The organism is Isoptericola sp. NPDC060257, assembly GCF_042726645.1.
Classification (GTDB): Bacteria; Actinomycetota; Actinomycetes; order Actinomycetales; family Cellulomonadaceae; genus Isoptericola; species Isoptericola nanjingensis.
Genome location: NZ_JBHXAW010000013.1, coordinates 1 through 24,087, shown reverse-complemented (window position 1 = coordinate 24,087; position 24,087 = coordinate 1). Strand labels below are relative to the sequence as shown.

The window sequence follows — 24,087 nt, the reverse complement described above, 5'->3', positions numbered from 1 at the left end:
GCTCCCCGGGTGCGGCGTGCGCCGAGGTATCAGACCGCCGCCGCGCACGTCGTTCCCAGCAGGGGCCGGTGCGCCCGGCCCGACGCACCACCGAGGAGCCCTCCGATGTCCGCGATCGACGCATCCGCCACCGCCGCGACGACGGCCGCCCCGGCGTCGTCGGCCCCCGTCCCGGCGCCCGTCCCCACCCCGGTCGCGGCGCCCGAGGCCTCCGGCGCGACCGGGCACGCCACGGTGTCGCCCCGGCTGCGCACCGCCGCGTACGTCGTCGCACTCGTCGTCGGCGCGCTCGCCACCGCCGCGTCCACCATCACCGCCGCCGTGGCGCCGGACTCCGCGCAGACCGTCACCGCCGTCGGCGGCGCCGTCGCCGGCCTGTTCGCCACCATCTCCGGCGGCCTCGGCACCGCCTACCGTCCGACCTCGTCGCGCGGCACGCCCTGACCGGTCGTCAGTCGTCGTCGCACTCCGGGCACTGCGCGGAGAGCTCCTCCAGCGCGGCCTCGTGCCCCCGGCACGTGAGGTGCCAGCCGGTGTTGGCGATGATCGCGTGGCTGACGGTGCTCGGGCCCGACTCCGTATGGACCACCGCCGCCGCGATCCCCTGACCGCACACCAGGAACCTGGTCGACGCCACATACTTCACCGTGGCCATCCCGTCACCGTCGTCCGAGCCCTCGATGCACGCTTCCCGGCCGGACCGACAGCGCGGGCCGCCGGGCGGCGGTACGGCGCCCTCAGCTTCCGCTTGCCGGGAGCCGCGATCGTCGTGAAGTTAATTTCGATTCACGCTGGGGTGGATCGGGGACCACATCACGAGGGATCGGACGGCGCCCACGCAGCCCATCGACATCGACATCCCGACGATCAACAACCCGGACTACGACTAGACCGCACGGCCTGCACCGGGACGACGGTCCGTGGTCACGGCGCCCTCGTCCCGGCCGCGCCCGGGGGCCGCGTCCGCTCGTGGACGCCGTCGAGGTGCGCACGCAGCTCGGGCGGCCCGTGCACGACGAACCCGCACCCGACGGCGAGCAGCCGCAGGGCCAGCCACTCGACGGTGTCCGGGGCGCTGTGCCAGCGGGTGTCCGCGCCGTCTGGGCTGAGGTCGCCGTCCCCGAGGTGGTCGCCCAGCCGGCGGCGGGCCTCGTCGACGGGCAGCCGCAGGGTGACGTCCGCGCGGAGCGTCGGCGCCATCGCCGCCTCGGCCTGCTCCAGGTACGCCGGGACGTCCTTCGCGAGCAACTCGTGGCGTGACCGCGCCCCGGTCGCCCGCAGCGCGCGGACCCGATCCACCCGGAAGGTGCGCCAGTCGGCGCGGTCGACGTCGTACGCCACGAGGTACCAGCGCCCCCGGATCGTGACGACGTGCTGCGGCTCCACGTGCCGCGGCCCGCGCCGACCGTCGCGCGCCTCGTACTCCAGGCGGACCCGCTCGCGGCTCGTCGCGGCGCCCGCGAGCACGGTCAGGACGTCCGGGTCGGCACTGCCACCGGCCGGGCGCTCCCAGGCCATCGCGCTCGCGCCCAGCGCCCGGACGCGGTGCCGCAGTCGGGAGGGCAGCGACCGGCTGAGCTTGCCGAGCGCACGGACCCCGGCGTCCTCGAGCCCCGGCAGGCCGTGCCCGGCGACGGTGCGCAGTCCCAGCGCGACGGCGACGGCTTCGTCGTCCTCCAGGAGGAGCGGTGGCATCGACGTCCCGGCCACGAGGCGGTAGCCGCCGTGGGTGCCGAGCGTCGCCTCGACCGGGTAGCCCAGCTCGCGCAAGCGGTCGACGTCGCGACGCACGGTGCGCTGCGTGACCTCGAGCCGCCGGGCGAGCTCGGGCCCCGACCACGTGCGGGCGGTCTGCAGCAACGACAGCAGGGAGAGCAGACGCGACGTGGGTCCGGTCATGCGGACATCATCGCGCCGATCGAGGACAGGATCGGTCCTCCTTGCTCCGTAGCGTGTCCGTCGACAGCACACGCCCGACGACGGAGACCATCATGAACGCCTCGCAGCGCACGACCCCGGCCGGATACACGAGCGTCGCCCCGTGGGTCGTCACCGACGACACCGGCGCGCTCCTCGACTTCGTGACGGCGGTGTTCGACGGGGAGGAGCTCGGACGCGTCCTCACCGAGGACGGCGCCGTGGGGCACGGAGAGACACGCATCGGCGACACCGTCGTGCTCGCGTTCGACCGCCACCCCGAGTGGCCGGTCATGCCCAGCCTGCTGCGGGTCTTCGTGCCCGACGCCGACGCGACGTTCGCGAAGGCCGTCGCGGCCGGCGCCCACGTCGTGACCGCGCCGTCCGACAGCGCCTTCGGGCAGCGCGGCGGTCGCATCAGGGACCCGTTCGGCAACATCTGGTGGGTGGTGAGCCACGTCGAGGACGTCCCCGAGGACGTCGTCTGGCGGCGCCTCCAGGAGCCGGCCTATGCCGAGCAGATGCGCGTCGCCCAGGAGACTCTCGACGCCGAGCTGAGCGGGCGCGCGCAAGGTCGCAGCAGCGCGCCGGTGCGCTGACGGCCGGTACGACGAAGGCCCGGAACCTCCAGGTTCCGGGCCTTCTGAGCTGAGCCGCCTATCAGAATCGAACTGATGACCTATTCATTACGAGTGAATCGCTCTACCGACTGAGCTAAGGCGGCGTGCCGTGCACCGGCGTGGAACCGGATCAACGAGCGCGCCTACAGTACCTGACGCCCGGGCCCGGCTCCAAAACGGCGGGCCGCTTCCGCGCGACAGCACGCGCTGACCTCCGCATACTCGTGCCCATGCAGCCCACGACGTCGCAGAGCACCGTCATCACCACGGGCCGAGGGTGGTGGTGGAAGACCCTCGTCCTCGGCATCCTGCTGTGGGCCGTCACCGCCGCCGTGACGTTCAGCACGCAGAACTCGAACCTCATCCCGACGGTGATCCTGCTCGGCAGCTTCCTCGTCCCGTTCAGCGTGGTGCTGTTCGTCGTCGAGAGGGCCCACGGCTCGATCGACATCATGCTGCTGCTGGGCGCATTCTTCTTCGGCGGCATCTTCGGCGTGCTGGGCGCGTCGATCCTGGAGTCGCACCTGTCGCCGTCGCTGTGGATCTACGTGGGCGTGGGCGCGATCGAGGAGGCCGTGAAGATCGCCGTGTTCCTGGTGGTCGGCGCCCGGGTGGCGCACAAGACCGGGCTCACGGGCGCGCTGCTCGGCGCGACGGTCGGCGCCGGGTTCGCGGCCTTCGAGTCCGCGGGCTACGCCTTCAACGCGAGCCTCACCCGCCTGGGCCAGATCGACCTGAACTCCCTGCTGCAGACGGAGGCGGTCCGCGGGCTCCTGACGCCGGTGGGGCACGTGCTGTGGACGGCGATCCTGGGCGCGGCGATCTTCGGCGCGGCGTCGGCCGCCGGCAGGTACCGGTTCACCGGCGGCGTGCTGCTCGCCTACCTCACCGTGGTCGCGCTGCACGCCCTGTGGGACTCGATGGGCTTCATCTCCGCGTACCTCGCGATCAAGGTCACCGGCGGGGTGCACTACGAGCTCGCGTACGGCCAGCTGCTGCCCGCCGCGTCCGACAACGCCTCCACCTGGTCGACCGTGTTCTACGTGGTCGGGCTGGTCGTCATCTCCGCGCTGGGCGTGCTGGCCCTGCGGCACTGGTCGCGCACGAGCGCTCAGCAGGTCGCGCCGTCGGCCGGCACGTCCCCGTCCACGAGGTAGGACTCGACGGCGTCGGCCACGCACGTCCGGGACGGCTGGTACGCCGTGTGCCCCTCGCCCTCGTAGGTGAGCAGGACACCGGAGTCGAGGGTGCTCGCCAGGCCCTCGGCCCAGACGTACGGGGTGGCAGGGTCGTTGGTGGTGCCGACGACGAGGATCGGCGCGGCGCCCTTCGCGTGCAGGTCGAACTCCTGCTCCACCTGCGGGTACTCCGCGCCGGCGCAGGTCAGCCCGCCGTAGCCGAAGAACGAGCCCATCGTCGGCGCGTCCTTCTCGATGGCGGCGGCGTCCGCCCGCATCTGCTCGACGTCGGTGGTGGCCCGGTCGTCGAGGCAGCTCACGGCGCGCATCGCCTCCTCCGAGTTGGTGGCGTAGCTCCCGTCCGCGTTCCGGTCGAAGTACTGGTCGGAGAGGTAGAGCAGCGCGTTGCCCGTGCCCTGGTTGATCGCCTCGTCCAGGGCCTGGGTGAGCGCAGGCCAGCTCCCCTGGTTGTAGAGGGTGACGGCGATGCCGTAGAACGCGAGGCTCTGCGTGACCGTGCGGCCCGAGCTCGACGTCTCGTACGGCCGCTCGTAGGCGTGGTCCAGCACCTGCCGGATCTGCTGCATCCCGTCGTCGACCGACCCGGACAGCGGGCAGCTCGCGCCCGCCTGGCAGTCCTGCACGTACGCCCGCAGGGCGTTCTCGAAGCCGACGGCCTGCCCGTGGGAGATCTCCTCCGAGCTGAGCGTGGTGTCGATCGCACCGTCGAGCACGAGGCGGCCGGCACGGTCCGGGAACAGCCCCGCGTACGTCGCGCCGAGCTGGGTGCCGTAGGAGAACCCGAGGTAGTTCAGGGCGTCGTCGCCGAGCACCGCGCGCAGCATGTCCATGTCGCGCGCCGCGCTCTGCGTGTCCACGTGGCCGAGCACCTCGCCCGAGTTCTCGGCGCACGCGCCGTTCCACGCCTCGTACTCCTCCTGCATCGCCTGCAGCCCGGCGTCGGTGCTGCGGTCGAAGTCCTTGGCCAGCGACTCGTCCTTGCGGGCGTCGTCGAAGCACGTCACGGGCGTGGAGCGCTGCACGCCGCGCGGGTCGAAGCCGACGATGTCGAACGCGTCCTGCAGCCGCTTGCCGAAGATCGACCCGTCCGACTGGGCGTCGCTCTGCACGAAGTCGACGCCCGACGCGCCCGGCCCGCCGGGGTTCACCAGGAGCGAGCCCTCCGGGTCCTTGCCGTCCGCCGGGTTACGCACCAGGGACAGCTCGATGCTGCCCGCGTCCGCGTCCTGCCAGGAGAGCGGAGCCGACGCCGTCGCGCACTGCAGGCCGTCCTCGCAGTCCTCCCACTCGAGCGCCTGCCCGTAGTACTGCTCGAACCCGTCCGGCGCCTGCGACGCCGCCGGGCCGGAGGCCGAGCCCACCGGCGACTGCTCCTTGGCGGGCGCCGTGCACCCGGCGAGCAGCACCGCCCCGGCGACGACGACGGACAGGCCGCGCAGGCCGGAGCGAGGACGACTCGTGCGGCGGAGGCTCGGGCGGGGGGTGGTGCGGCGGGCGGTCGGGCGGCGCTCGTCGGAGATCACTCGCCCAACCTACCGTCGCCGCAGCACCTGCCCCGACGTGCTCAGCCCCCGGCAGGGACCCAGACCACCGGGCCCGCGGTGGCGTCCTTCGCGCGCGGCGACACCTCGACCTCGCCCAGGTCGCCGAGGCGCACGGTCACCGGCGTCCCCGCGTCGGCGTCGGGCGGGACGGCGACGGCGCTCGTCGTCGGGGCGTAGTCCATCGTGCACGGGCCCGGATCCGGCTCGACCATGCCGACGACGACGGCCTCGTGCGCGTCGTCCCAGCCGGCCTCGGCCTCGGCCAGGCGCGGGCACGTGCTCGACCCGTACGTCACGACCAGCAGCACGCCGGGCGTGGGCGACCAGGCGACGCCGGCGGGGCTGTCGAACGTCCCCTCCGCGCCCTCGGGCAGGCCGCGCGCGTGCTCCCCGGGTGCCGGCGCGGCTGCGCCGTCGGAGGGTGCCGGACCGACCGACGGGCTGGTCGACGGGGTGGGCGACGGCGACGCCGGGGTGGACGACCCGGACGTCGGCCCGCTTCCCGGCGAACCACCGGAGGCGCAGGCCGTCACGAGCACGGCGAGAGCGGCCGCGGCGCCCGCCAGCAGCGGGCCGCGGAGAGCGCGGAGGGGGCGAGCCGTCACGGGGCGACCGTCTCGCGGACGTCCGCGAACCGCAACCGCTCCGGCGTCTCCTGCGGGGCCGCCTTGCGCAGGAAGTCCCGCCGCTTGGCCGCGAAGCCGCGCCGGTCGTCGAAGATGTCCCGCGCCATCTCGGCGAGCTCGATGGTCCGGTAGTACGACAGCGGGCGGCGGGGCGCACGCACCCGGGCGGCCGCGGCGGCCTCCGCGCGACCCTCCGGCGTCGCCAGCGCGGCGGCGCGGTCGGCCAGCCACGCGGCGAACAGCTGCGGGTCGCGCGGGCCCACGGCGTCCACCAGGCCGGTCCGCGCCGCCTCCGCGACCGACACCGGCAGCTTGTCGCTGAGCAGCCGGTCGGCGTCGACCTCGCCGAGGCGGGACGCGACGGTCCACGTGTGCAGCTCGGAGCCGAAGATGCCCATGTCGTAGTACGGGTTGAGCACCACGCCGTCGCGGGCGACGACGACGTCCGCGCACAGACCCGCCATCACGCCGCCGGCCCCGGCGTTCGCCGTGAACGCGGCCACGGTGAGCTGGTCGGCGGCGGCGATCGCCTCGCACAGGTCGTCGATGGCGCGGATGTTCGCCCATGCCTCCGCGGCCGGGTCGGCGGCCGCCTCGATCGCGCCCAGGTGGATGCCGTTGGAGAACGCGTGCTCGGTGCCGCGCACCACGAGCACCCGGGTGTCCTCCGTGAGCGCCTTCTCCACGGCCGTGGTCAGCCGGCGGCACTGGGCGGTGTGCATGGCGCCGCTGTACGACCGGATCGTGAGGTAGCCGACGTCGCCGTCGCGCTCGTAGACCGATTCCGCGAGGGCCGCCGGTGCCGGACGGAACGGCACCCCGGCGACGTCGAGCACCCACGACGCGGGCAGCTTGGTGCCGCGCTTCTCGGCCAGGGTCGCGGCGTACCCGACCCACAGCGTGCCGTCTCCGGTGGCGATCGCCACGGCGTCCTCGTCGCGCCCCACCACCATGCCGGGGGCGGCCAGCGGTCCACCGGCTCGGGGACGGCCACGGCGTCGAACAGGCAGAAGCGCGCGCCCTGCAGCGTCGCGGGGGCGCCGGGCGCGCCGTCGGCCGCGGCGATCGTGCGCGCCAGCTCGGCGGCGGGGCGGGACAGGTCGAGCTCGAACGCGGCCCGGCGCAGCAGCGGCAGCTCGCCGGTGCCCGGCACCTCCCGCTCGAGGCGGTCGACCGGCGTCGGCTCCTCCCCCGCCGCGACCTTGCGCAGCACCTCCTCGACGCACACCAGCGCGGCGTCGGCCACGAGCCCGTTGTACAGGGCGCTCTTGGCGATCGGCGCCTGCTGACCCGTGGGCAGGGCGAACGTCGACGTCGCCCACACGGGGCCGGCGTCCATCTCCTCCACCGTGGACAGGGCCGTCACGCCCCAGCGGTCGCGGCCGTCGAGGATCGCGTGGTCCAGGGAGGAGGGGCCGCGGTCCCCCACCGGGCCCGGGTGCACGACCACGGTGGTCCAGCGCCGCCACACGTCCTCGGGCACGCGGTGCTTGAGGAACGGCGCGAGGATCAGGTCCGGGCCGATCTCCTCGACCCGCGCCGTCAGCTCCTCCGGCGAGCCGAACGCCGGCGCCAGCTCGACGCCCACGTCGTGGCCCCGGTCCGCCAGGTGCCCCCACACGCGCTGCGTGAGCCCGTTGAACGCCGAGACGAGCAGCAGGATCCTCATGCCAACCCCCAGTCTGGTCGCGGGGCCACCATGGCCCCCGCCGCGGAACACCTCACCGCATGAAGGGGTGATGAGGCAACTGTCGCCGCAGGGACACGCGCGGGATGGTCAGCCCTGGGGGCGGAGCGCGACGGCCATCGCCTCGAGCGCCAGGAGCGGCGCCACGTTGCCCTCGAGCCGCTCGCGCGCGACGCCGATCGCGTCCATCCGGCGGATCGTCTGCTCCGGCGTCGAGTCCGCCGCCAGCGCGCGCACGGCGCCGTCGTGCTCGGCGTTCACGAGCTCGACCGTGGCGCCCAGCTGCACCACGAGCACGTCCCGGTACAGGGACAGCAGGTCCACCATCGACCGGTCGAGCACGTCACGCTGCCGGCGCGTGGCGCGCCGCTTCTGGTCGTCCTCGAGCTGCTTGAGCTGCGAGCGCAGCCGGGGCGGCAGGGTGTCGCCGTCCTGCACGCCGAGGGCGCGCATCAGCTCCGCCTTCTCGACGGCGTCGCGCTCGGCGGTGGCCGCCAGGGCCTCGGCCTTCGCGACGTCCACGAGCTCCCCCGCCGCGAGGACGGCGTCCCCGACGCCGCGGATGCGCCGCGCGATCTCGAGGACGGCGTCGCGGCGCTCGCGCGCGTCGGCATCGCGGGCGAGACGCCGCGCCAGCCCGACGTGCGACTGCGCGGCGCGCGCGGCCGTGAGCGCGACCGCCGGGTCGACGCCGTCGCGGCGCACGAGCAGGTCCGCCACGTCCTGGGCGGGAGGCACCCGCAGCACGACGCCGCGGCATCGGGAGCGGATGGTGGGCAGCACGTCCTGCGCGCTCGGGGCGCACAGCACCCAGACGGTGTGCGGCGGGGGCTCCTCGATCGCCTTGAGCAGCACGTTCGTGGTGCGCTCGGCCATCCGGTCCGCGTCCTCGACGACGATCACGCGGTACCGGCCGGACGACGGCGTCCGCGCCGCGGTCATGATGAGGTCACGCACCTCGTCGATGGTGATGACGACCTTGTCGGTGGCCACGACCGTGAGGTCGGGGTGCGTGCCGGCGAGCGTCGTGGTGCAGGCGTGACACCTCCCGCAGCCGCCCGTCTCGCCGTCCGTGCCGGTGCACTGCAGCGCCGCGGCGAACGCCCGCGCCGCGACCGACCGACCCGAGCCGGGCGGGCCGGTGAGCAGCCACGCGTGCGTCATCGCGGCCGGGTCCGTGGCCGCGCGGAGCAGGGTGGCGACGGCGTCCGGCTGCCCGACGACGTCGTCCCACACGCTCACTCGAAGCCCTCCCCGGCCGTGCCCTGCTCCGTGCCCTGCGCCATGTCCTGCGCCGTGTCCCGGTCGGTGTCCCGCGCGGCCGCGGCCTCCTCGACCACGGGCGTGAGGTCGAGCCGGGCGGCGACGTCGACGCGCACCTGCGCCTGCACGTCGTCCAGGCTCGCCGAGGCGTCCACCACGACCCAGCGCTCGGGATCGGCGGCGGCCCGGCGCAGGAACGTGTCGCGGGTGCGGCGGTGGAACTCGTCCCCCGCGCTCTCCAGCCGGTCCGGCTCGCCCGACAGCCGAGCGGCCCCGACCATCGGATCGAGGTCCAGCAGCACGGTGACGTCGGGGAGCAGGTCGGCCGTGGCCCACAGGGAGAGCGCCTCGACCTCCTCCTCCGACAGCTCCCGGCCGCCGGCCTGGTACGCCACCGAGGAGTCGAGGTAGCGGTCGGTCACCACGACGGCCCCGCGCCCGAGCGCCGGCCGCACCACCGTGGCGACGTGGTGGGCGCGGTCCGCCGCGTACAGCAGGGCCTCCGTGCGCGGGTCCAGGTCCTCGCCGTGCAGCACCTCCCGGCGGAGCGTGGCCCCCAGGTCCGTGCCGCCCGGCTCGCGCGTCACGACCACCTCACGGCCGGTGACCTCGTGCAGCCAGTCGCCCAGCAGGCGCACGTGCGTGGTCTTGCCGGCGCCGTCGCCGCCCTCGAACGAGACGAAGTACCCGGGTGCGCTGCTCACTCCCGACACCCTAGCCGCCGTGACCGACGACACCGCCGCCCGCCGTAGCGCCGGGCTCCGTGCGGGGGCACGATGGCAGTGATCCCTCGACACGCAGGAGGTTCGATGTCCACCCAGCCGCAGCCGTCCCAGACCGTGCTCAGCGAGGAAGAGTGCTGGGCGCTGCTCGCAGGGCAGAAGACCGGCCGGCTGGCCACGTCGGTGGCCGGCGAGCCCGAGATCTTCCCCGTGAGCTTCGCGGTCGCCGACCAGCGCATCTTCCTGCGCACCAAGCCCGGCACCAAGCTCGCGGAGGTGACGATCAGCCCCCGCGTCGCGTTCGAGGCCGACGAGATCGGCGACGACGGGGCGTGGAGCGTCGTGATCAAGGGCCGCGCGCAGGTCCTCGAGCGGGAGGAGGACGTGGCCGAGGCCCGCGCGACCGGCCTCGTCAGCTACCTCGAGGACGGCAAGACCATCTGGGTCCGCATCACGCCGAGCGAGGTCTCCGGCCGCCGTCTGGTCCTGGGCGACCTGCGCTGACCGGCGCGAGCGCCCCGCTCACTCCCCCGGGTAGACGACGCCCACCTGGCGACGGACGTCGTCCATGGTGCGCATGACCTCGAGCGTGCCGTCCCACGACATGCGCGGGCTCTCGACGTCCCCCGACGCGATCCGGCGGGCCACCTCGGCCGCCTGGTACTGCTTGCCCTCGCCGCGGAAGCCGTCGTACGCCCAGGTGGCGCCGTCGTGCCGCTCGACGGTGAACGACGTCGGCGCGTAGAAGGTGCGCGCCACCTCGATGCGCCCCTCGGTGCCCGAGATCACGGCCGTGTTGGCGGTGCGCGACCACAGCGTGGTGGACAGCGTGGCCTGCGTGCCGCCGGGGTACCCCAGCACCATGCCGATCTGGCCGTCGACGCCCGTCTCGGTGAGCGCTCCGACGGCGGTGACGGTCTCGGGCGCGCCGAGCAGGTCCTGCGCGAAGGAGACGGGGTACACGCCGAGGTCCAGCAGCGCGCCGCCGGCCAGCCCGGGCGCGTAGAGCCGGTGGGCGGGGTCGAACGGGAACTGCTGCCCGTGGTCGGCGATCACGCCGACGACGCGGCCGATCTCGCCGCGCGCGATCACGCCGCGCAGCGCCGCGACGTGCGGCAGGAACCGCGTCCACATCGCCTCCATGACGAAGACGCCGGCCTCGCGGGCGGCGTCCAGCACCTCGCGCGCCTGCGCCGCGTCCCGGGTGAAGGCCTTCTCGACGAGCACGTGCTTGCCCGCGCGGATCGCCAGCAGCGCGTGCTCGTGGTGGTGCGAGTGCGGCGTCGCGACGTACACGACGTCGACGTCGGGGTCGGTCACCAGGGCGTCGTAGTCGCCGTGCGCCCGGGCGCCCGGGGCGTGCGCGGCGGCGAACGCCTCCGCCTTGGCGACGTCGCGCGAGCCCACCGCCACGACGGACGCCGCCGTGTGCTGCCGGACGCCGTCGGAGAACGACCCGGCGATGTTGCCGGCGCCGAGGACGCCCCAGCGCACGGCCGGCGCGGTCCGCGGGTCGGGCACCGTCCCGGCGAGGTCGTCGGTGGTGAGGCCGGGCGCGAACGAGGCGGGTGTGACGTCGGTCATGGCCGACACCGTACCCGCCTCGTCCGCGCCCTCGCGCGGGTGCCCGCGCCTACTTCTTGGTGTGCGCCACCGACAGGTCGTACCCGGCGTCGAGGAACGTCAGGTCGCCGGTCGGCAGGTTGGACACCAGCGTGGCGAAGTCCCGCTGGTTGCCGTTCGCGCACTTCGTGACGAAGCCGGCCTGGGAGATCTGGTCGCCCGTGAGCCGGTAGACGAAGTTGCCGGCCCCGTCGGTGATCTCGAACGTGTTCGTCACGCCGGGCGTGAGGTCGCACGTCGCCACCACCTGGAGCGTCCAGTTGTTGTCCTGGACCCCGGTGGTCTCGACCCACTGACCGGCCTCGGACGAGACCGCGGCGGCGCCGCCGTCCACGACGACGTCGTCCACGAACCAGCCCGTGTCGAGGTAGGCCGCGTCGGTGGAGTACCGGAATCGCACGTCCGTCGCCCCCGCCGGCAGCTGCGCCGTGAGGTGCACGTACTCCGGCTCGTCCACGAAGTAGGCGCCGCCCGACGTCCCCGTCAGGCCGTTGCCCTCCGTGTTGTTGCCGTGCGGGTCGTCGTCCGTGGTGACGGTCGCGCCGGCGTCGTCGACGAGCGGCACGGTGACCCACTCGCCGCCCACCTGCGCCTCGACGAACCCGTAGTCCCAGCCCTCCTCGATGAAGTGCCAGGTCCAGAAGTCGAGGCTCGCCACGGCGCCGTCCGTCTCGACGTCGAGCACGTTGTCCGACTGGCTCTCGTACCCGCCGTACCAGTGGGTGTCGCCGGTGTGCGGCGCCACCTCGGAGGTGTCCTCGCCGTCCAGCCCCACCGTGACGCGCGGCCCCGGGTTGCGGAACCGCTCCACCTGGATGCCGTACGGCAGGGCGACGGGCGACTGGCCGTTCGCGCGCCGGTCCCACTTGGCGTCCGGCTGGGCGCCCTGGTTGGAGCCGCGGCCCTCCCAGTACTGGTCGTCCGCGATGTCGATCGTCCAGTCCGTGAAGGCCGGGTCCCCGAAGTCGACGGCCTTGATGTCGAACAGGTCGCTGTCCTCGTCGTCGAGGTACACGGCCACGGCCCAGTCCTGGTAGAGGGTCGCGACGTCCGGCAGGTCGGCGCCGGTGGCCGCGTCGAACTCGTCGAGGGCCGCCTGCACGCCGTCCATGCCGTCGGCCTGGTTCGCGAAGATCTGCTGGATCAGCAGGTCCCCGCCGGCCCCGTCGTACGTGAGATCGGGCGTGTAGGTGCCGTCACCGTTGCCGCCCGCGCGCTCCCACAGGTACTGGAAGAACGTGTACGCGGCGCCGTAGTTCTCCAGCCCGCCGGCCCAGCGGGTCAGCGACGTCTCGGCGTAGAACACCTGGTGGTAGGTGAGGTGCGAGCCGCCGACGTCGTAGCCGTTGAGGAAGACGGCGAAGTCCGCGAGGCCCTCGTCCACCCAGGACAGCTCGCCGGGGTCGCTGTAGTGGTGCAGCAGGTGCTCCAGCTCGTGCGCCACGACGCCCTCGTACAGCTCGGGCTGGTCGTTGTCCGGGTCGTCGTCGTTCCACGGGGCGTCGGCGCCTCCGAGCCGGTTCTGCCAGTCGAAGGCGTCGATCACGATGGCGTTCATGCCCACCGAGTCGATGAAGTCGGGCGCGAAGTAGCCGGCCGTGTACGAGGTCTGCTCGCAGTCGTAGTACAGCTCGTCCTGGACGTTGTAGACGACCATGACCAGGGAGTCCGTCGCGGGCTGGGCCGGGTCGGCCGCGTCCATCTCGCCGTAGTGCTCCTCGTCCACGGCGACGATCTGGTTCGACAGCTCGTCGCCGAGGAAGTCGATCTGCGCCTGGGTGAGGGTGAAGTCCTCCGCGGTGAGCTCACCGCACGGCTCGAACTCGTCGTCCGGCGCGTGGTCGAACGACGGGTCGAGGCTGTCCACCCCGGTCGGGGCGCTGCCGTCGAGCGGCGTGCCCGCGGGCACGTAGACGTACACGGGCGTGCCGTCCGGTGTCGTGCCCGAGTACGCGCGGTCGAAGTCCTGGTCGTACGTGCCGCCCGCGGCGCTGTCGTTGATCGGGAGGGTGATGACGTCGTCGCCCGGAAGGTTCTCCGGGTCGGCCGCCGCGACCGCGGGTAGCGACGCGGCGGCGGTCAGGAGCAGCGCGCCCGCGCCGCTCAGGAGGATGGTGGCTCTGCGTCGTGCACGGAGCATGGTGGTTCTCCTCTGGGCCGGTGTCGCACGTCCTTGTGCGGCCATCGCTCATGAAACCACCGTCGGCCCCGCCGCGGGGCATGGTTGCCCGAGGCCGAGCGCCGACGCCCGACGGCTCAGGCGGGAGCGCCCAGCGACGCCGCCACCACCCGGTTCGCGACGTCCCGGACCTGCTCGAGCTCGACCAGGCCCAGCCCGCTCGCGGCGACCACCTTCGCCGGCACCTCCTCCGCCCGGTCCCGCAGCGCGCGGCCGGGGGCGGTGAGGTGCAGCTCGACGACGCGCGCGTCGCCGGCGCCGCGGCGCCGCTCCAGCAGCCCCTGGCGCTCCAGCCGCTTGAGCAGCGGCGAGAGGGTGCCCGGGTCGAGCAGGAGCCGCGAGCTCAGCCCGGTGACCGTCGTCGTCGCGCCGGCGCGGTCGTCCTGCCACAGCCCGAGCATCACGAGGTACTGCGGGTGGGTGAGCCCGAGCGGCTCGAGGATCGGGCGGTAGATCGACACCATCGCCCGGGCCGCCGCGGAGAGCGAGAAGCACGCCTGCGCCTCGAGGCGCAGCGGGTCGTCGGGCAGGTCCATGCGCCCACCCTACGGTTCGACATATAGTTGGCGCACCAATGGTTGGCCCACCAAGTTTTGTGAGGGAGCGTCATGGCACGCCGCGAGGACGACGACCGGACCTGGGGCATGAAGGTCACGGAGAGCCTGCTGCGGTTCTTCGGGCCCGCGTCCATCCGGCGCACGCCGCCGATCCCGCCCAGCGCGGAGGACCTGGCCCGGGACGCCGCGCTCCGCAGCTCGCTGCAGCGCGTCACGCGCCCCGACGGCCACGTGTACCTCGTCGAGCGCAAGGACTGACCCCCCGCTCACAGCACCGGCGGCGCTACTTCTTGGCGGTGGACTTCTTCGCCGCGGGCTTCTTCGCGGCAGGCTTGCGCGTCGTCGTGCGCTTCTTGGCCGGGCCGGCGGCCCGCTTCTCCGCCAGCAGCTCGATCGCCCGCTCGGGCGTGATGCTCTCGGGCGTCAGGTCGCGCGGCAGCGTCCGGTTGGTCTCGCCGTCGGTGACGTACGCGCCGAAGCGGCCGTCCTTGACCACGATCGGCTTGCCGCTCGTCGGGTCGTCGCCCAGCTCGCGCAGCGGCGGGGTGGCCGCCCGGGCACCCCGGCCGCGCTTGGGCTCGGCGTAGATCTTCAGCGCCTCGTCCAGCGTGATCGTGAAGAGCTGCTCCTCCGACGCGATGGTCCGCGAGTCCGTGCCCTTCTTGAGGTACGGGCCGTAGCGGCCGTTCTGCGCGGTGATCTCGTCGCCCGACTCCGGGTCGGTGCCGACCACGCGCGGCAGCGACAGGATCTTCAGGGCGTCGTCGATCGTCACCGTCTCGAGCGTCATCGACTTCAGCAGCGACCCGGTGCGGGGCTTCGGCTGTGCGGCCTTCGCCTTCTTCTGCGCCGCCGCCGACAGGCTCGGGTCGATCTCCGGCAGGTCGAGCACCTCGGTCACGTACGGGCCGTAGCGGCCGTTCTTCGCGATGATCTCGTTCCCGGACACCGGGTCGGTGCCGAGCACCTTGCCGTCCTCCGCGCCCGCGGCCAGGAGCTCGCGCGCCTTCGCCACGGTGAGCTCGTCGGGGGCGACGTCGTCGGGGATGGACGCGCGCGGCGGGTTCTCCCCCTCCGCCACCTCGGCGCCCAGGTCCTCGACGTACGGGCCGTACCGGCCCACGCGCACGCGGATGCCCTCGCCGATCTCGACCGAGTTGATCGCCACGGGGTCGATCTCGCCGAGGTTCTCCACCAGCTCGTGCAGGCCCCAGCCGGTGCTGTCGCCCGAGCCGTCGCCGAAGTAGAACCGCGTCAGCCAGGCCACGCGGTCGCGGCTGCCCGACGCGATCTGGTCGAGGTCGGCCTCCATCTCGGCCGTGAAGTCGTAGTCGACCAGCCAGCGGAAGTGCTCCTCGAGCAGCCTCACGACGGCGAACGCGAGCCACGTCGGCACCAGCGCCTGGCCCTTGGTGCGCACGTAGCCGCGGTCCTGGACCGTCGAGATCGTCGCCGCGTACGTGGAGGGGCGGCCGATGCCGAGCTCCTCCAGCGCCTTGACCAGCGACGCCTCGGTGTAGCGGGCGGGCGGGGTGGTCGAGTGCCCCTCGGCGGTGAGGTCGTCGCCGCGCAGCGGGTCGCCCTCGGCCATGCGCGGCAGCCGCGCGTCCTTGCCCGACGCGCCGGCGCCGTCGCCCTCGGCGACGTCCGTGCCCTCCTCGTAGGCGGCCAGGAAGCCGCGGAAGGTGATGACGGTGCCGGACGCCGAGAACACGGCGTCGCGGCCCGCGAGCTCGCCCGCGGCGTCGGCGAGCGAGGCCCCCAGGCGCACGGACGCCGTCGACCCCTTGGCGTCGGCCATCTGCGAGGCCACGGTGCGCTTCCAGATCAGCTCGTACAGCTTGAACTGGTCGCCGGAGATCTCGCGGGCCACCTGGGCGGGGGTGCGGAACGAGTCGCCCGCGGGGCGGATCGCCTCGTGCGCCTCCTGCGCGCCCTTGTTCTTGGAGGCGTACAGGCGCGGGGCGCCCGGAACGTACTCCGGGCCGTACAGCTCGGCCGCCTGCCGGCGCGCGGCGTCGGTCGCCTCCGCGGACAGCGACGGCGAGTCGGTCCGCATGTAGGTGATGTAGCCGTTCTCGTACAGCGCCTGCGCGGTGCGCATCGCCTGGCGCGCGCTCATGCGGAGCTTGCGGCCGGCCTCCTGCTGCATCGTCGACGTCGTGAACGGGGCGGCAGGCTTGCGGGAGTACGGCTTGGTCTCAAGCGACCGGACGGCGAAGGCGGCGTCCGCGAGGCCCGCGACGACGGCGCGCGCCGACGCCTCGTCGAGCTGGACCACACCGGTACGCACCTTGAGGCGTCCGCGGTCGTCGAAGTCGCGGCCGGACGCCACGCGGTCGGCCCCGAGGCCGGTGAGGCGGGCGCGGAACGCCTGCCCCGCGTCGTCGCCCCCGGTCGGGGCGAACTGCCCGGCGACGTCCCAGTAGTCGGCGGGGACGAACGCCATGCGCTCGCGCTCCCGCTCCACGACGAGCCGCGTCGCGACGGACTGCACGCGGCCCGCGGACAGGCCCTGGCGCACCTTGCGCCACAGGACCGGCGACACCTCGTAGCCGTACAGGCGGTCGAGGATGCGGCGGGTCTCCTGCGCGTCGACGAGGTCCTCGTCGAGCTCGCGGGTGTTCTCCAGCGCCCGCATGATCGCCTCGCGGGTGATCTCGTGGAACACCATCCGCTTGACCGGCACCTTGGGCTTGAGCTCCTGGATGAGGTGCCAGGCGATGGCCTCGCCCTCGCGGTCCTCATCGGTGGCGAGGTAGAGCTCGTCGGCCTCCTTGAGGGCCTTCTTCAGCTCGCGGACCTTCTGCTTCTTGTCCGCGTGCACCTCGTAGTAGGGGTCGAAGCCGTTGTCGACGTCGACGGCGAACTTGCCGTACGGGCCCTTCTTCATGTCCGTCGGCAGGTCGCGTGGCTGCGGCAGGTCGCGGATGTGCCCGACGCTCGCCTCGACCTCGAAGTCGTCACCGAGGTAGCCCTGGATCTTGCGGGCCTTGGTGGGCGACTCGACGATCACGAGCTTGCGTGGCTGGGGCATCCGTTCCTGCTTTCCCTGGTGCTGCGGCGGTGCGGGCGGCGTGCTGCTGCGGCGGTGATGGTGGCCGGCCGACCGGTCATGTCACGGTACGACATCTGCTCGTCACTTCCCCGACACGGCCGCCGGGCGGCACTCTACCGAGACGTGAGGCGGGGCTGCGCGGTGAGCTGGCGGAGCACGAGCAGCGCCGCGAACGCCGCCGCGGTCACCGCGAGCACGCCCAGGGCGCCCGCCGCGTACGCCGTGAGGTCCGGCGACAGGGGCACCGGGTCGCCGTTCGTGACGAGCCCCACCAGCGTGCCCCCGGAGACCACGACGCCCACTGCCGACGCGGCCAGCAGCAGGCCCGCGACGACGTACGACGCGGGCGCCGCGTACGACCCGCCCGGGCGGCGCGGCTCGTCCGTCGACGACGCGGGCGTGAAAGCGCACACGGCGGCCCCCCACGCCAGGACGACGAGCAGCGCGGCGACGACGTCCGACGGGCGGTGCCACTGCCCCACGAGCGTCGAGACGCCGGTGGCCGCCGTGTAGGCGGCCCCGAGGATCGCGACCACCGGCCGCCAGGCCCGCGGCGTGACGAGCAGCAGCGCGACCGACACCGACGCGGCCACGGTGGTGTGCCCGCTGGGCAGCGTGTTGGGGCCGGTCCACCCGGGGAGCAGCTCGGGCCGGTCGAGGACGCCGTGCTTGAGCACCTGCGTGGTGACGTTCGCGCCGCCCACGAGCACCGCGACCTGCAGCGCCAGCACCCAGCGGCGCCGCACCAGGGCGACGAGCATCGCCGCCCCGACCCCCGCGACGACGAAGGCCACGGAGACGACGTCGAGCACCGGCTCCGCGACGCGCCACAGGCGGCCCTGGCCGTGCGTGGCGCCGAGGAACGCGAGCTCGTCGACCCGCTGGCCGGCCGTGGTGCCGACGAAGAGCCGCCAGGTGAGCCACACACCGAGCGCGGCGAGGACGGCGACCACCGCGGCCGCGACCCGCGGCGCGGTCCGTGCCTGCGGGACGGCCCGCGGTCCGCGCCACGCGCCGACCGGCAGGATCGGCGCACCGACGCCCGCCGTCCCCTGCGAGGGGGTCGGCGGCGTCTGAGGGCGCGTCTCCGTGAGCACGGGACCACGCTACCGACTCCGGTGTGTCGGAAACGTATGCGCCGGGTGGGGACCTCTCCCCGCTAGGAAGCGGTGTGCCGCAGGGTGACCGTGTTGGAGAAGACCGGCCGCACGTTGTGGTCCCGGGGGATGTACTGGACCTTGATGAACGACTTCCCGGGCGAGCCCGACAGCAGCACCCCGGGCACGCGGATGGTCCGCCACCCGTCGTCGACCTTCCACGACCAGTTGGTCCAGCAGCCGCCCCAACGGGACTGGCGCGACTGCGGGTCCCGCGTCCAGAGGCACAGGCGGCCGCGCTCGGGGAGCCCCGCCGTCCTGATCGCGACGGTCGCGCGGACCGAGCGGCGGTCCGACCAGTCGGCCGGGAACGACGTGCGGTCCATGCGGAACGTGACCTGCGGGCGCGCCGGGGCGACCTTCTGGGTCCAGCCGCGCTGCGACCGCTCGAAGGTGGACGGCCCGACGTACTTGACCACCATGTACTGCTCGTCACCATCCTCAGCCGGCCTCACGCGGGTGGCGGGGACGTACAGCGACGCCTTCCCCCGCGAGAGCGTGGCGGAGCGCAGCTTGTGGCCGTACGACCACAGCTCGACCCGGCCCGTCGGCGTGGCGCCGGGCGACGAGACCGTCACCGCGACCCGGCGCCCCTTGCCGTAGGTCCACGTCCTCCCGGTCGACACCGCGACGGACGTGGCCCGGGGGCGCACGACGAGCGGGTGCCACCGGTCGACGCGCTCCTCGTACTCCGGGGCGCCGTCGAACTCGACCGCCAGGGACGAGTCGCCGAACGCGAGCCTGCTCGCCGGGAACCGCAGGGTCGCCTTCCCGCCCACCACGGCGGCGGAGGCCAGCGACTTCCCGTCGCTGCTGCGCGTGACGGACACCCGCCCCACGGGCGTCCCGAGCGTGGACGTGACCCGCACCGGCACGACGACGTCCGAGCCGTAGCGGACCGAGGACGGCACCGTGGCCTTCAGCGTGACCGGCTTGCTCGTGGCATGCACCCGGGCACCCCAGCTCGACACGGGGCCCCCCGCGGCGGTCGTGTGCTGGAACCGGAGGGTCCGCCAGCCGGGCACCTCCGTGCCGTCGAGGGCGAACGCGGCGACACCGTCGACCAGCGGCGCCGAACGCTCCACGCCGCCGCCGAGGTCGACCGTCACCTCGCCCTCCCTCGGCTCGTCCGTGCCGGTGAGGTCAAAGCGGAGCTCGTGCGCGTCGCCGTAGTACCACTCCGTCGCGCTCAGCAGCGGGGCCGTGGGGTCGGCGAGCTCGATATCGACCGCGCCCCACGACCGGACGGGGTACTGACCGGTAGCCGGGTCCACGGCCGCGGACGTGTCGACGTGGCGCACCACGACGCGGTGCAGGCCTGCGGCGTCGTCGACGGTCGGGACCACGATCGTGGCCCGACCGTCCGTCAGGGTGGCCCGCCACAGGGACGAGCTGTAGCCGTCGGCCATCCAGATGACCTGGCCGACTCCCGGCGCGCCGTCGTGGGTGACGGTCACCTCGAGGGCGACGTCCTGCCCCGTCCACCAGTGCTCCTCGGTCGGGACCACGACGGTGGCGTCGCCGCCGGCGTCGTCGGCCGTCGCGGGCGGGACGACGAGCCCCGTCGAGACCAGCGCGAGCGCGACCGCCGCACCGATCGCCCCCATCCACCGCCGCACTCCTGCGCCCACGCGCACACCGCCCTCCGTCGAGACTGCGTGGAACATAGCGGCAGGTCAGGCGCCGATCCAGACCTCCGAGGGCCCCTTTTGCCCAGTTTGCCGAACTTCATACCACCCTGGGGTATCCAGTCGGCGGGCGCCGACCGGCCGCGGGCGGCGACGAGGGTTCAGCGGGCGAGCTCCGGCGGCAGGCCGGACGACGCGCCCGCGCCCACGAGGGCCGGGTCGTGCAGGTGGCAGGCGACCCGGCGGGCCTCCCCCGTGCTCGGCGGGCCGAGCACCGGCCGGACGTCCCGGCACACGTCCATCGCGTGCGGGCAGCGCGGCGCGAAGGGGCACCCGGCGCCGAGCCGCTGCAGGTCGGGCGGGGCGCCGGGGATGCCGGACAGCTCGCGCCGCGGGCCGTGCAACGGCGGGAACGACCCGAGCAGCCCCGACGAGTAGGGGTGCCGCGGCCTCCGGTAGACCTCCTGCGCGGTGGCCTCCTCCACGATCTCCCCCGCGTACATGATCGCGATGCGGTCGGCGACCTCCACCAGCAGGGAGACGTCGTGGGTGATGAGCACGACGGAGAACCCCAGCCGGTCGCGCAGCTCCATGATCTGCTCGAGGATCTGGCGCTGCATGACGACGTCGAGCGCCGTCGTCGGCTCGTCCATGAGCAGCACCTGCGGCTCCAGGGCGAGCGCCATCGCGATCATCACGCGCTGCCGCATGCCGCCGGACAGCTGGTGCGGGTACGCGCGGACGCGGTCGGCGGAGATGCCGACCATCTCGAGCAGCTCCGCGGCCCGCGCCTCGAGGTCCCGGGGCGACAGCCCGGGCCGGTGTGCCCGGATGCCGTCGGTGAGCTGCCGCCCGATCCGGAAGACCGGGTTGAGGGAGCTCATCGCACCCTGGAACACGATGGCGACATCGCGCCACCGGGCGGCGCGCAGCTGCGCGTCGGTCAGGCCGAGGACGTCGCTGCGCCGGCCGTCGCGGTCGGTGAGCCACACCTCCCCGCCGGTGATGAGGCCGGGCGGCGGCAGCAGCCGGGTCGCCGCGTACGCGAGGGTCGACTTGCCGCAGCCCGACTCCCCCGCCAGCCCCAGCACCTCGCCGCGGTGCAGCGTGAGGTCCACGCCGCGCAGCACGTGCGTGGGGTCGTCGCCGAAGCCGTAGTCCACGTGCAGGTCGCGGATCTCCAGCACGGGCTCGCTCATCGTTCCTCCTCGCCGGGCCGCGAGGCCCGCCACTGGTCCCGGACCACCGGGGTGAAGCCGACGCGCGGGCGGATGCCGCGGCGGCGCAGGGTGCGGGCGTGCATGCCGGTGCTGCGCAGGCGCGGGTTGACCAGCTCGTCGATGCCGAAGTTGATCAGCGTGAGCGCCATGCCGAGCAGGGCGATGCACAGGCCGGCGGGGACGAACCACCACCAGGCGCCGCGCTGCAGCGCCAGGTTGTTCTGGGCCCAGAACAGGATGGTGCCCCAGTTCCACTCGCTCACCGGCGTGATGCCGATGAACGCGAGGGTCACCTGGCTCAGGACGGCGAACGTCACGGTGCCGACGAAGCCCGCCGCGATGATCGCCGTGAGGTTGGGCAGCACCTCGGCCAGCACGATGCGCCACGTGCGCTCGCCCGTGGCCCGGGCGGCCTCGACGAAGTCCCGCTTGCGCAGGGACAGGGTCTGGGCACGCAGCACGCGCGCGCCCCAGGCCCAGCCCGTGGCGCCGATGACCAGCGCCACCGTGATGCCGCCGGCGCTCGGCAGCTGGGCCGCGATGATGATGATGAGCGGCAGCTGCGGGATGACGAGGAAGACGTTCGACAGGGCCGACAGCCCCTCGTCGCCGAGCCCGCCGACGAAGCCGGCGGTGACGCCGACGATCACGCCCAGCGCGGTGGCCCCGAGCCCGGCGACCAGCCCGACGACGAGCACGCCGCGCGTGCCGACGATGATCTGCGACAGGATGTCGCGGCCCGTGTGGTCGGTGCCGAGCCAGTGCGCGCCGGACGGCGGCTGCAGCAGGGCGGTGCTCACCTGGTCGGGGTCGTAGGGCGCGATCCACGGCCCGACGACGGCGAGGATCCCGAAGAAGACGAGGATCACGACGCCGACGAGCGCCTTGGAGTTGCGCAGGAACAGCAGCCGCGGGCGCCGGCCCGGGCGCGCGACGCCCTGACCGACGTCGTCGGTCCCCGTGGGTGCCGCGACCTCGATCGCGGTGGTCGATGTGGCCATGTCAGCCCTCCTGCCGGGTGCGGGGGTCGAGCGCCGCGTACGCCAGGTCGGCCACGAGGTTGGCGACCAGCACGGACAGCGTGATGACGAGGAAGCAGCCCTGCATCAGCGGGTAGTCGTGGGTGGAGACCGCCTGGTAGAGCGTGTAGCCGATGCCCTGGTAGCTGAAGACCATCTCCATGACGAGCGTGCCGCCGACGACGAAGCCGAGGGCCAGGGCGAAGCTGGAGACCTGCGGCAGGATCGCGTTGCGCGCCGCGTACCCCACGACGACCGCCCGCGCGGGCAGCCCCTTGGCGTGCGCCACGGTGACGTAATCCTCGCTGGAGACGGTGACCATCATGTTGCGCATCCCGAGGATCCAGCCGGAGATCGACGACACGACGATGGTCAGCGCCGGCAGCGTGCCGTAGTAGATCACCGAGCCGACGAACTCCCAGCTCAGCGACGGCACCATGCCGCGGTCGTAGCTGCCGTTCGACGGGAACCAGCCGAGGTTCACGGCGAACACCGCGATGGCGATGAGGCCGAGCCAGAAGTACGGCACGGCGGAGAAGAAGGTCGTGATCGGCAGCAGCGAGTCGGCCCAGGTGCCGCGCCGCCAGCCGATGCCGGTGCCCACGGCCGTCCCGAGCAGGAACGCGATGACCGTGGCGATCCCCACGAGCCCGACCGTCCACGGCAGCGCCTGCGTGACGATGTCGGCCACCGGCGTCGGGAAGTGGGTGAAGCTCAGCCCGAGGTCGCCGTGCAGCAGCATCTGCCAGTAGTGCACGTACTGGTCCCACAGGGACATGTCCTGGTCGAGCCCGAACAGGACGCGCAGCGACTCCTCGGCGTTCGAGTCGATCCGGCCCTGCATGCGCCCCATGAGGGCGGTCACCGGGTCGCCGGGCAGCAGGCGCGGCACGAAGAAGTTGATGGTGATCGCGGCCCAGGCGGTGAACAGGTAGAAGACCGCGCGGCGCAGGACGAACCTCATGCGTCCCCTCCCGTCGGTGTCGCGGTCCGCGGCACGGCCGGGGCGTCGGCCCGGTCGGAGTACCCCCAGCAGGCGGCCTGCCGCGGCTCGCCGCCCGCCCCGTGCCCGACGTCGAGCAGGGGCGGCGCCTCGGCGGCGCACAGGTCGGTGGCGAACGGGCAGCGCGGGTGGAAGCGGCAGCCCGACGGGGGCCGCACCAGGCTGGGCGGCTCCCCGCGCGGGGCCCCCGGGGGCCGCTCGGCGAGGTCCTCGGGGTCCGGGGCGGACGCCAGGAGCAGCCGCGTGTACGGGTGCTTCGGGTCCTGGGTGACCGACTCGCTGTCCCCCGACTCCACGACCCGCCCCGCGTACATCACGAGGGTGGTGTCGGCGAAGTACCGGGCGGACGCGATGTCGTGCGTGATGTAGAGGATGGCCAGGTGCAGCCGGTCGCGCAGGTCCGCGAGCAGGTTGAGGATCCCGAGCCGGATGGACACGTCGAGCATCGAGATCGGCTCGTCGGCCAGCAGCACCTCCGGGTCGGCCGCGAGCGCCCGCGCGATGGCGATGCGCTGGCGCTGCCCGCCGGACAGCTCGTGCGGGTACTTGTCGACGTACCGCTCGGCGGGCGTGAGGTGCACGCGCTCGAGCAGCTCGGCGAGCGCCCGCTCCAGCTCGTCCCCGCGCAGGCGGCCGCGGTGGATGCGCAGCGCCCGCGTGAGCGTGTACCGCACGGGGTGCACCGGGTTCAGGGAGGCGAACGGGTCCTGGAAGATCATCTGGACGCGGTTCACGTAGCGGCGGAACGCCCGGCGTCCGCGCGCCCGCGCGTCGGAGCCGCCGAGCAGCAGGCGTCCGGCGGTGGCGGGCTGGAGCTGCGCGAGCAGCCGCGCCACGGTCGACTTCCCGGAGCCGGACTCGCCGACGAGGGCCACGACGCGGCCGGCGTGCAGCGCGAGGTCCACGCCGTCGACGGCGTGCACGACGGCGCCGCGCCCGGAGCCGCCGCCCTTGACCGGGTAGTGCTTGGTGAGCCCGACGGCCTCGAGCACGGGCGCGCCGGGGTCGGTGCGGGGGGTGCCCCCCGGGGCGCCGGCCGGCGCCCCGGGGGTGGTGGTGTGGAGG

The 24,087-nt window shown here is 73.8% G+C and carries 23 protein-coding genes and 1 tRNA gene; 5 read left to right on the top strand and 19 right to left on the bottom strand.

Translation table 11 applies throughout. The features are described 5' to 3' along the window. Positions 1-105: 105 nt before the first annotated feature. On the top strand, positions 106-444 hold the full coding sequence (locus ACFWEK_RS02325) for a hypothetical protein (protein WP_430547014.1): 339 nt from the start codon (positions 106-108) through the stop codon (positions 442-444). A gap of 7 nt (positions 445-451) precedes the next feature. On the opposite strand, the gene ACFWEK_RS02320 is transcribed toward ACFWEK_RS02325, so the two are convergent. Together ACFWEK_RS02320 and ACFWEK_RS02315 are read right to left on the bottom strand one after the other, a co-directional pair. Continuing rightward, positions 452-655 (bottom strand): hypothetical protein, encoded by a 204-nt coding sequence (locus ACFWEK_RS02320; protein WP_430552951.1) that lies wholly within the window; start codon positions 653-655, stop codon positions 452-454. 269 nt (positions 656-924) lie between these two features. Next, positions 925-1,899, bottom strand: a complete 975-nt coding sequence (locus ACFWEK_RS02315) for a helix-turn-helix transcriptional regulator (RefSeq protein WP_430552950.1) — start codon at positions 1,897-1,899, stop codon at positions 925-927. A gap of 92 nt (positions 1,900-1,991) precedes the next feature. On the opposite strand from ACFWEK_RS02315, the gene ACFWEK_RS02310 reads away from it, so the two are divergent. Next, positions 1,992-2,516 carry a VOC family protein gene (locus ACFWEK_RS02310; RefSeq protein WP_430547017.1) on the top strand — a complete coding sequence of 175 codons (525 nt, stop codon included), beginning with the start codon at positions 1,992-1,994 and terminating at the stop codon, positions 2,514-2,516. Positions 2,517-2,568: 52 nt separating this feature from the next. On the opposite strand, the gene ACFWEK_RS02305 is transcribed toward ACFWEK_RS02310, so the two are convergent. Further along, positions 2,569-2,641: transfer RNA gene (locus ACFWEK_RS02305), tRNA-Thr, on the bottom strand. A 126-nt stretch (positions 2,642-2,767) separates the two neighbouring features. Here ACFWEK_RS02305 and ACFWEK_RS02300 point away from each other — a divergent pair. Further along, on the top strand, positions 2,768-3,694 hold the full coding sequence (locus tag ACFWEK_RS02300; RefSeq protein ID WP_430547018.1) for a PrsW family glutamic-type intramembrane protease: 927 nt from the start codon (positions 2,768-2,770) through the stop codon (positions 3,692-3,694). Here the strand turns inward: ACFWEK_RS02300 and ACFWEK_RS02295 are convergent. From ACFWEK_RS02295 to tmk, 6 genes are all read right to left on the bottom strand, one after another. Then, a complete protein-coding gene (locus tag ACFWEK_RS02295; RefSeq protein ID WP_430552949.1) occupies positions 3,649-5,259 on the bottom strand; it encodes an alpha/beta hydrolase in 1,611 nt (536 codons plus the stop codon). The genes ACFWEK_RS02300 and ACFWEK_RS02295 overlap by 46 nt on opposite strands. 41 nt (positions 5,260-5,300) lie before the next feature. After that, positions 5,301-5,885: a hypothetical protein gene (locus tag ACFWEK_RS02290; protein WP_430552948.1), complete on the bottom strand. Its 585-nt coding sequence runs from the start codon at positions 5,883-5,885 to the stop codon at positions 5,301-5,303. Continuing rightward, positions 5,882-6,628, bottom strand: coding sequence for an enoyl-CoA hydratase/isomerase family protein (locus ACFWEK_RS02285; protein ID WP_430552957.1), 747 nt, complete (start codon positions 6,626-6,628; stop codon positions 5,882-5,884). Before ACFWEK_RS02285 ends, ACFWEK_RS02290 begins: the two co-directional genes overlap by 4 nt. Continuing rightward, positions 6,601-7,575: a hypothetical protein gene (locus ACFWEK_RS02280; protein WP_430552947.1), complete on the bottom strand. Its 975-nt coding sequence runs from the start codon at positions 7,573-7,575 to the stop codon at positions 6,601-6,603. Before ACFWEK_RS02280 ends, ACFWEK_RS02285 begins: the two co-directional genes overlap by 28 nt. Positions 7,576-7,683: 108 nt before the next feature. Beyond that, positions 7,684-8,835, bottom strand: a complete 1,152-nt coding sequence (locus ACFWEK_RS02275) for a DNA polymerase III subunit delta' (RefSeq protein WP_430547022.1) — start codon at positions 8,833-8,835, stop codon at positions 7,684-7,686. Next, complete coding sequence (gene tmk, locus ACFWEK_RS02270) at positions 8,832-9,560, bottom strand: dTMP kinase (protein ID WP_430547023.1); 729 nt, start codon at positions 9,558-9,560, stop codon at positions 8,832-8,834. Before tmk ends, ACFWEK_RS02275 begins: the two co-directional genes overlap by 4 nt. A 105-nt stretch (positions 9,561-9,665) precedes the next feature. Between tmk and ACFWEK_RS02265 the strand changes: the two genes are divergently transcribed. Beyond that, on the top strand, positions 9,666-10,082 hold the full coding sequence (locus tag ACFWEK_RS02265; RefSeq protein ID WP_430552946.1) for a pyridoxamine 5'-phosphate oxidase family protein: 417 nt from the start codon (positions 9,666-9,668) through the stop codon (positions 10,080-10,082). A gap of 18 nt (positions 10,083-10,100) precedes the next feature. Here ACFWEK_RS02265 and ACFWEK_RS02260 read toward each other — a convergent pair whose 3' ends face one another. The 3 genes from ACFWEK_RS02260 to ACFWEK_RS02250 form a co-directional block, all read right to left on the bottom strand. Next, complete coding sequence (locus ACFWEK_RS02260; RefSeq protein ID WP_430547025.1) at positions 10,101-11,162, bottom strand: Gfo/Idh/MocA family protein; 1,062 nt, start codon at positions 11,160-11,162, stop codon at positions 10,101-10,103. 49 nt (positions 11,163-11,211) lie between these two features. Further along, positions 11,212-13,341 (bottom strand): hypothetical protein, encoded by a 2,130-nt coding sequence (locus ACFWEK_RS02255; protein WP_430552945.1) that lies wholly within the window; start codon positions 13,339-13,341, stop codon positions 11,212-11,214. 116 nt (positions 13,342-13,457) lie between these two features. Beyond that, positions 13,458-13,916, bottom strand: coding sequence for a MarR family winged helix-turn-helix transcriptional regulator (locus ACFWEK_RS02250; RefSeq protein WP_430552944.1), 459 nt, complete (start codon positions 13,914-13,916; stop codon positions 13,458-13,460). 72 nt (positions 13,917-13,988) lie between these two features. Between ACFWEK_RS02250 and ACFWEK_RS02245 the strand changes: the two genes are divergently transcribed. After that, a complete protein-coding gene (locus ACFWEK_RS02245) occupies positions 13,989-14,195 on the top strand; it encodes a hypothetical protein (protein ID WP_429736341.1) in 207 nt (68 codons plus the stop codon). A gap of 25 nt (positions 14,196-14,220) precedes the next feature. On the opposite strand, the gene topA is transcribed toward ACFWEK_RS02245, so the two are convergent. From topA to ACFWEK_RS02210, 7 genes are all read right to left on the bottom strand, one after another. Continuing rightward, positions 14,221-16,974 (bottom strand): type I DNA topoisomerase, encoded by a 2,754-nt coding sequence (gene topA, locus ACFWEK_RS02240; protein WP_430552943.1) that lies wholly within the window; start codon positions 16,972-16,974, stop codon positions 14,221-14,223. Between the two features lie 134 nt (positions 16,975-17,108). Continuing rightward, on the bottom strand, positions 17,109-18,092 hold the full coding sequence (locus ACFWEK_RS02235; protein ID WP_430552942.1) for a phosphatase PAP2 family protein: 984 nt from the start codon (positions 18,090-18,092) through the stop codon (positions 17,109-17,111). A 62-nt stretch (positions 18,093-18,154) separates the two neighbouring features. Beyond that, positions 18,155-19,783 (bottom strand): hypothetical protein, encoded by a 1,629-nt coding sequence (locus ACFWEK_RS02230; RefSeq protein ID WP_430552941.1) that lies wholly within the window; start codon positions 19,781-19,783, stop codon positions 18,155-18,157. A 158-nt stretch (positions 19,784-19,941) separates the two neighbouring features. Continuing rightward, a complete protein-coding gene (locus tag ACFWEK_RS02225) occupies positions 19,942-20,979 on the bottom strand; it encodes an ABC transporter ATP-binding protein (RefSeq protein ID WP_430547031.1) in 1,038 nt (345 codons plus the stop codon). Then, complete coding sequence (locus tag ACFWEK_RS02220) at positions 20,976-22,001, bottom strand: ABC transporter permease (RefSeq protein ID WP_430547032.1); 1,026 nt, start codon at positions 21,999-22,001, stop codon at positions 20,976-20,978. The genes ACFWEK_RS02225 and ACFWEK_RS02220 overlap by 4 nt, the downstream gene beginning before the upstream one ends. Position 22,002: 1 nt before the next feature. Continuing rightward, entirely contained in the window at positions 22,003-22,983 is a 981-nt protein-coding gene (locus tag ACFWEK_RS02215; RefSeq protein ID WP_430547033.1) for an ABC transporter permease, read from the bottom strand. Further along, positions 22,980-24,087: ABC transporter ATP-binding protein (locus ACFWEK_RS02210; RefSeq protein ID WP_430552940.1), on the bottom strand; the 1,108-nt coding region annotated here is incomplete at its 5' end. The genes ACFWEK_RS02215 and ACFWEK_RS02210, both read right to left, overlap by 4 nt.

Excerpts from the sequence above, each read along its gene's own strand:
- ACFWEK_RS02325 (WP_430547014.1), top strand. The coding sequence starts at position 106 with ATGTCCGCGATCGACGCATCCGCCACCGCCGCGACGACGGCCGCCCCG.
- ACFWEK_RS02320 (WP_430552951.1), bottom strand. The coding sequence starts at position 655 with ATGGCCACGGTGAAGTATGTGGCGTCGACCAGGTTCCTGGTGTGCGGT.
- ACFWEK_RS02315 (WP_430552950.1), bottom strand. The coding sequence starts at position 1,899 with ATGACCGGACCCACGTCGCGTCTGCTCTCCCTGCTGTCGTTGCTGCAG.
- ACFWEK_RS02310 (WP_430547017.1), top strand. The coding sequence starts at position 1,992 with ATGAACGCCTCGCAGCGCACGACCCCGGCCGGATACACGAGCGTCGCC.
- ACFWEK_RS02300 (WP_430547018.1), top strand. The coding sequence starts at position 2,768 with ATGCAGCCCACGACGTCGCAGAGCACCGTCATCACCACGGGCCGAGGG.
- ACFWEK_RS02285 (WP_430552957.1), bottom strand. The coding sequence starts at position 6,628 with ATGCACACCGCCCAGTGCCGCCGGCTGACCACGGCCGTGGAGAAGGCG.
- ACFWEK_RS02280 (WP_430552947.1), bottom strand. The coding sequence starts at position 7,575 with ATGAGGATCCTGCTGCTCGTCTCGGCGTTCAACGGGCTCACGCAGCGC.
- ACFWEK_RS02265 (WP_430552946.1), top strand. The coding sequence starts at position 9,666 with ATGTCCACCCAGCCGCAGCCGTCCCAGACCGTGCTCAGCGAGGAAGAG.
- ACFWEK_RS02260 (WP_430547025.1), bottom strand. The coding sequence starts at position 11,162 with ATGACCGACGTCACACCCGCCTCGTTCGCGCCCGGCCTCACCACCGAC.
- ACFWEK_RS02255 (WP_430552945.1), bottom strand. The coding sequence starts at position 13,341 with ATGCTCCGTGCACGACGCAGAGCCACCATCCTCCTGAGCGGCGCGGGC.
- ACFWEK_RS02250 (WP_430552944.1), bottom strand. The coding sequence starts at position 13,916 with ATGGACCTGCCCGACGACCCGCTGCGCCTCGAGGCGCAGGCGTGCTTC.
- ACFWEK_RS02245 (WP_429736341.1), top strand. The coding sequence starts at position 13,989 with ATGGCACGCCGCGAGGACGACGACCGGACCTGGGGCATGAAGGTCACG.
- topA (WP_430552943.1), bottom strand. The coding sequence starts at position 16,974 with ATGCCCCAGCCACGCAAGCTCGTGATCGTCGAGTCGCCCACCAAGGCC.
- ACFWEK_RS02225 (WP_430547031.1), bottom strand. The coding sequence starts at position 20,979 with ATGAGCGAGCCCGTGCTGGAGATCCGCGACCTGCACGTGGACTACGGC.
- ACFWEK_RS02220 (WP_430547032.1), bottom strand. The coding sequence starts at position 22,001 with ATGGCCACATCGACCACCGCGATCGAGGTCGCGGCACCCACGGGGACC.
- ACFWEK_RS02215 (WP_430547033.1), bottom strand. The coding sequence starts at position 22,983 with ATGAGGTTCGTCCTGCGCCGCGCGGTCTTCTACCTGTTCACCGCCTGG.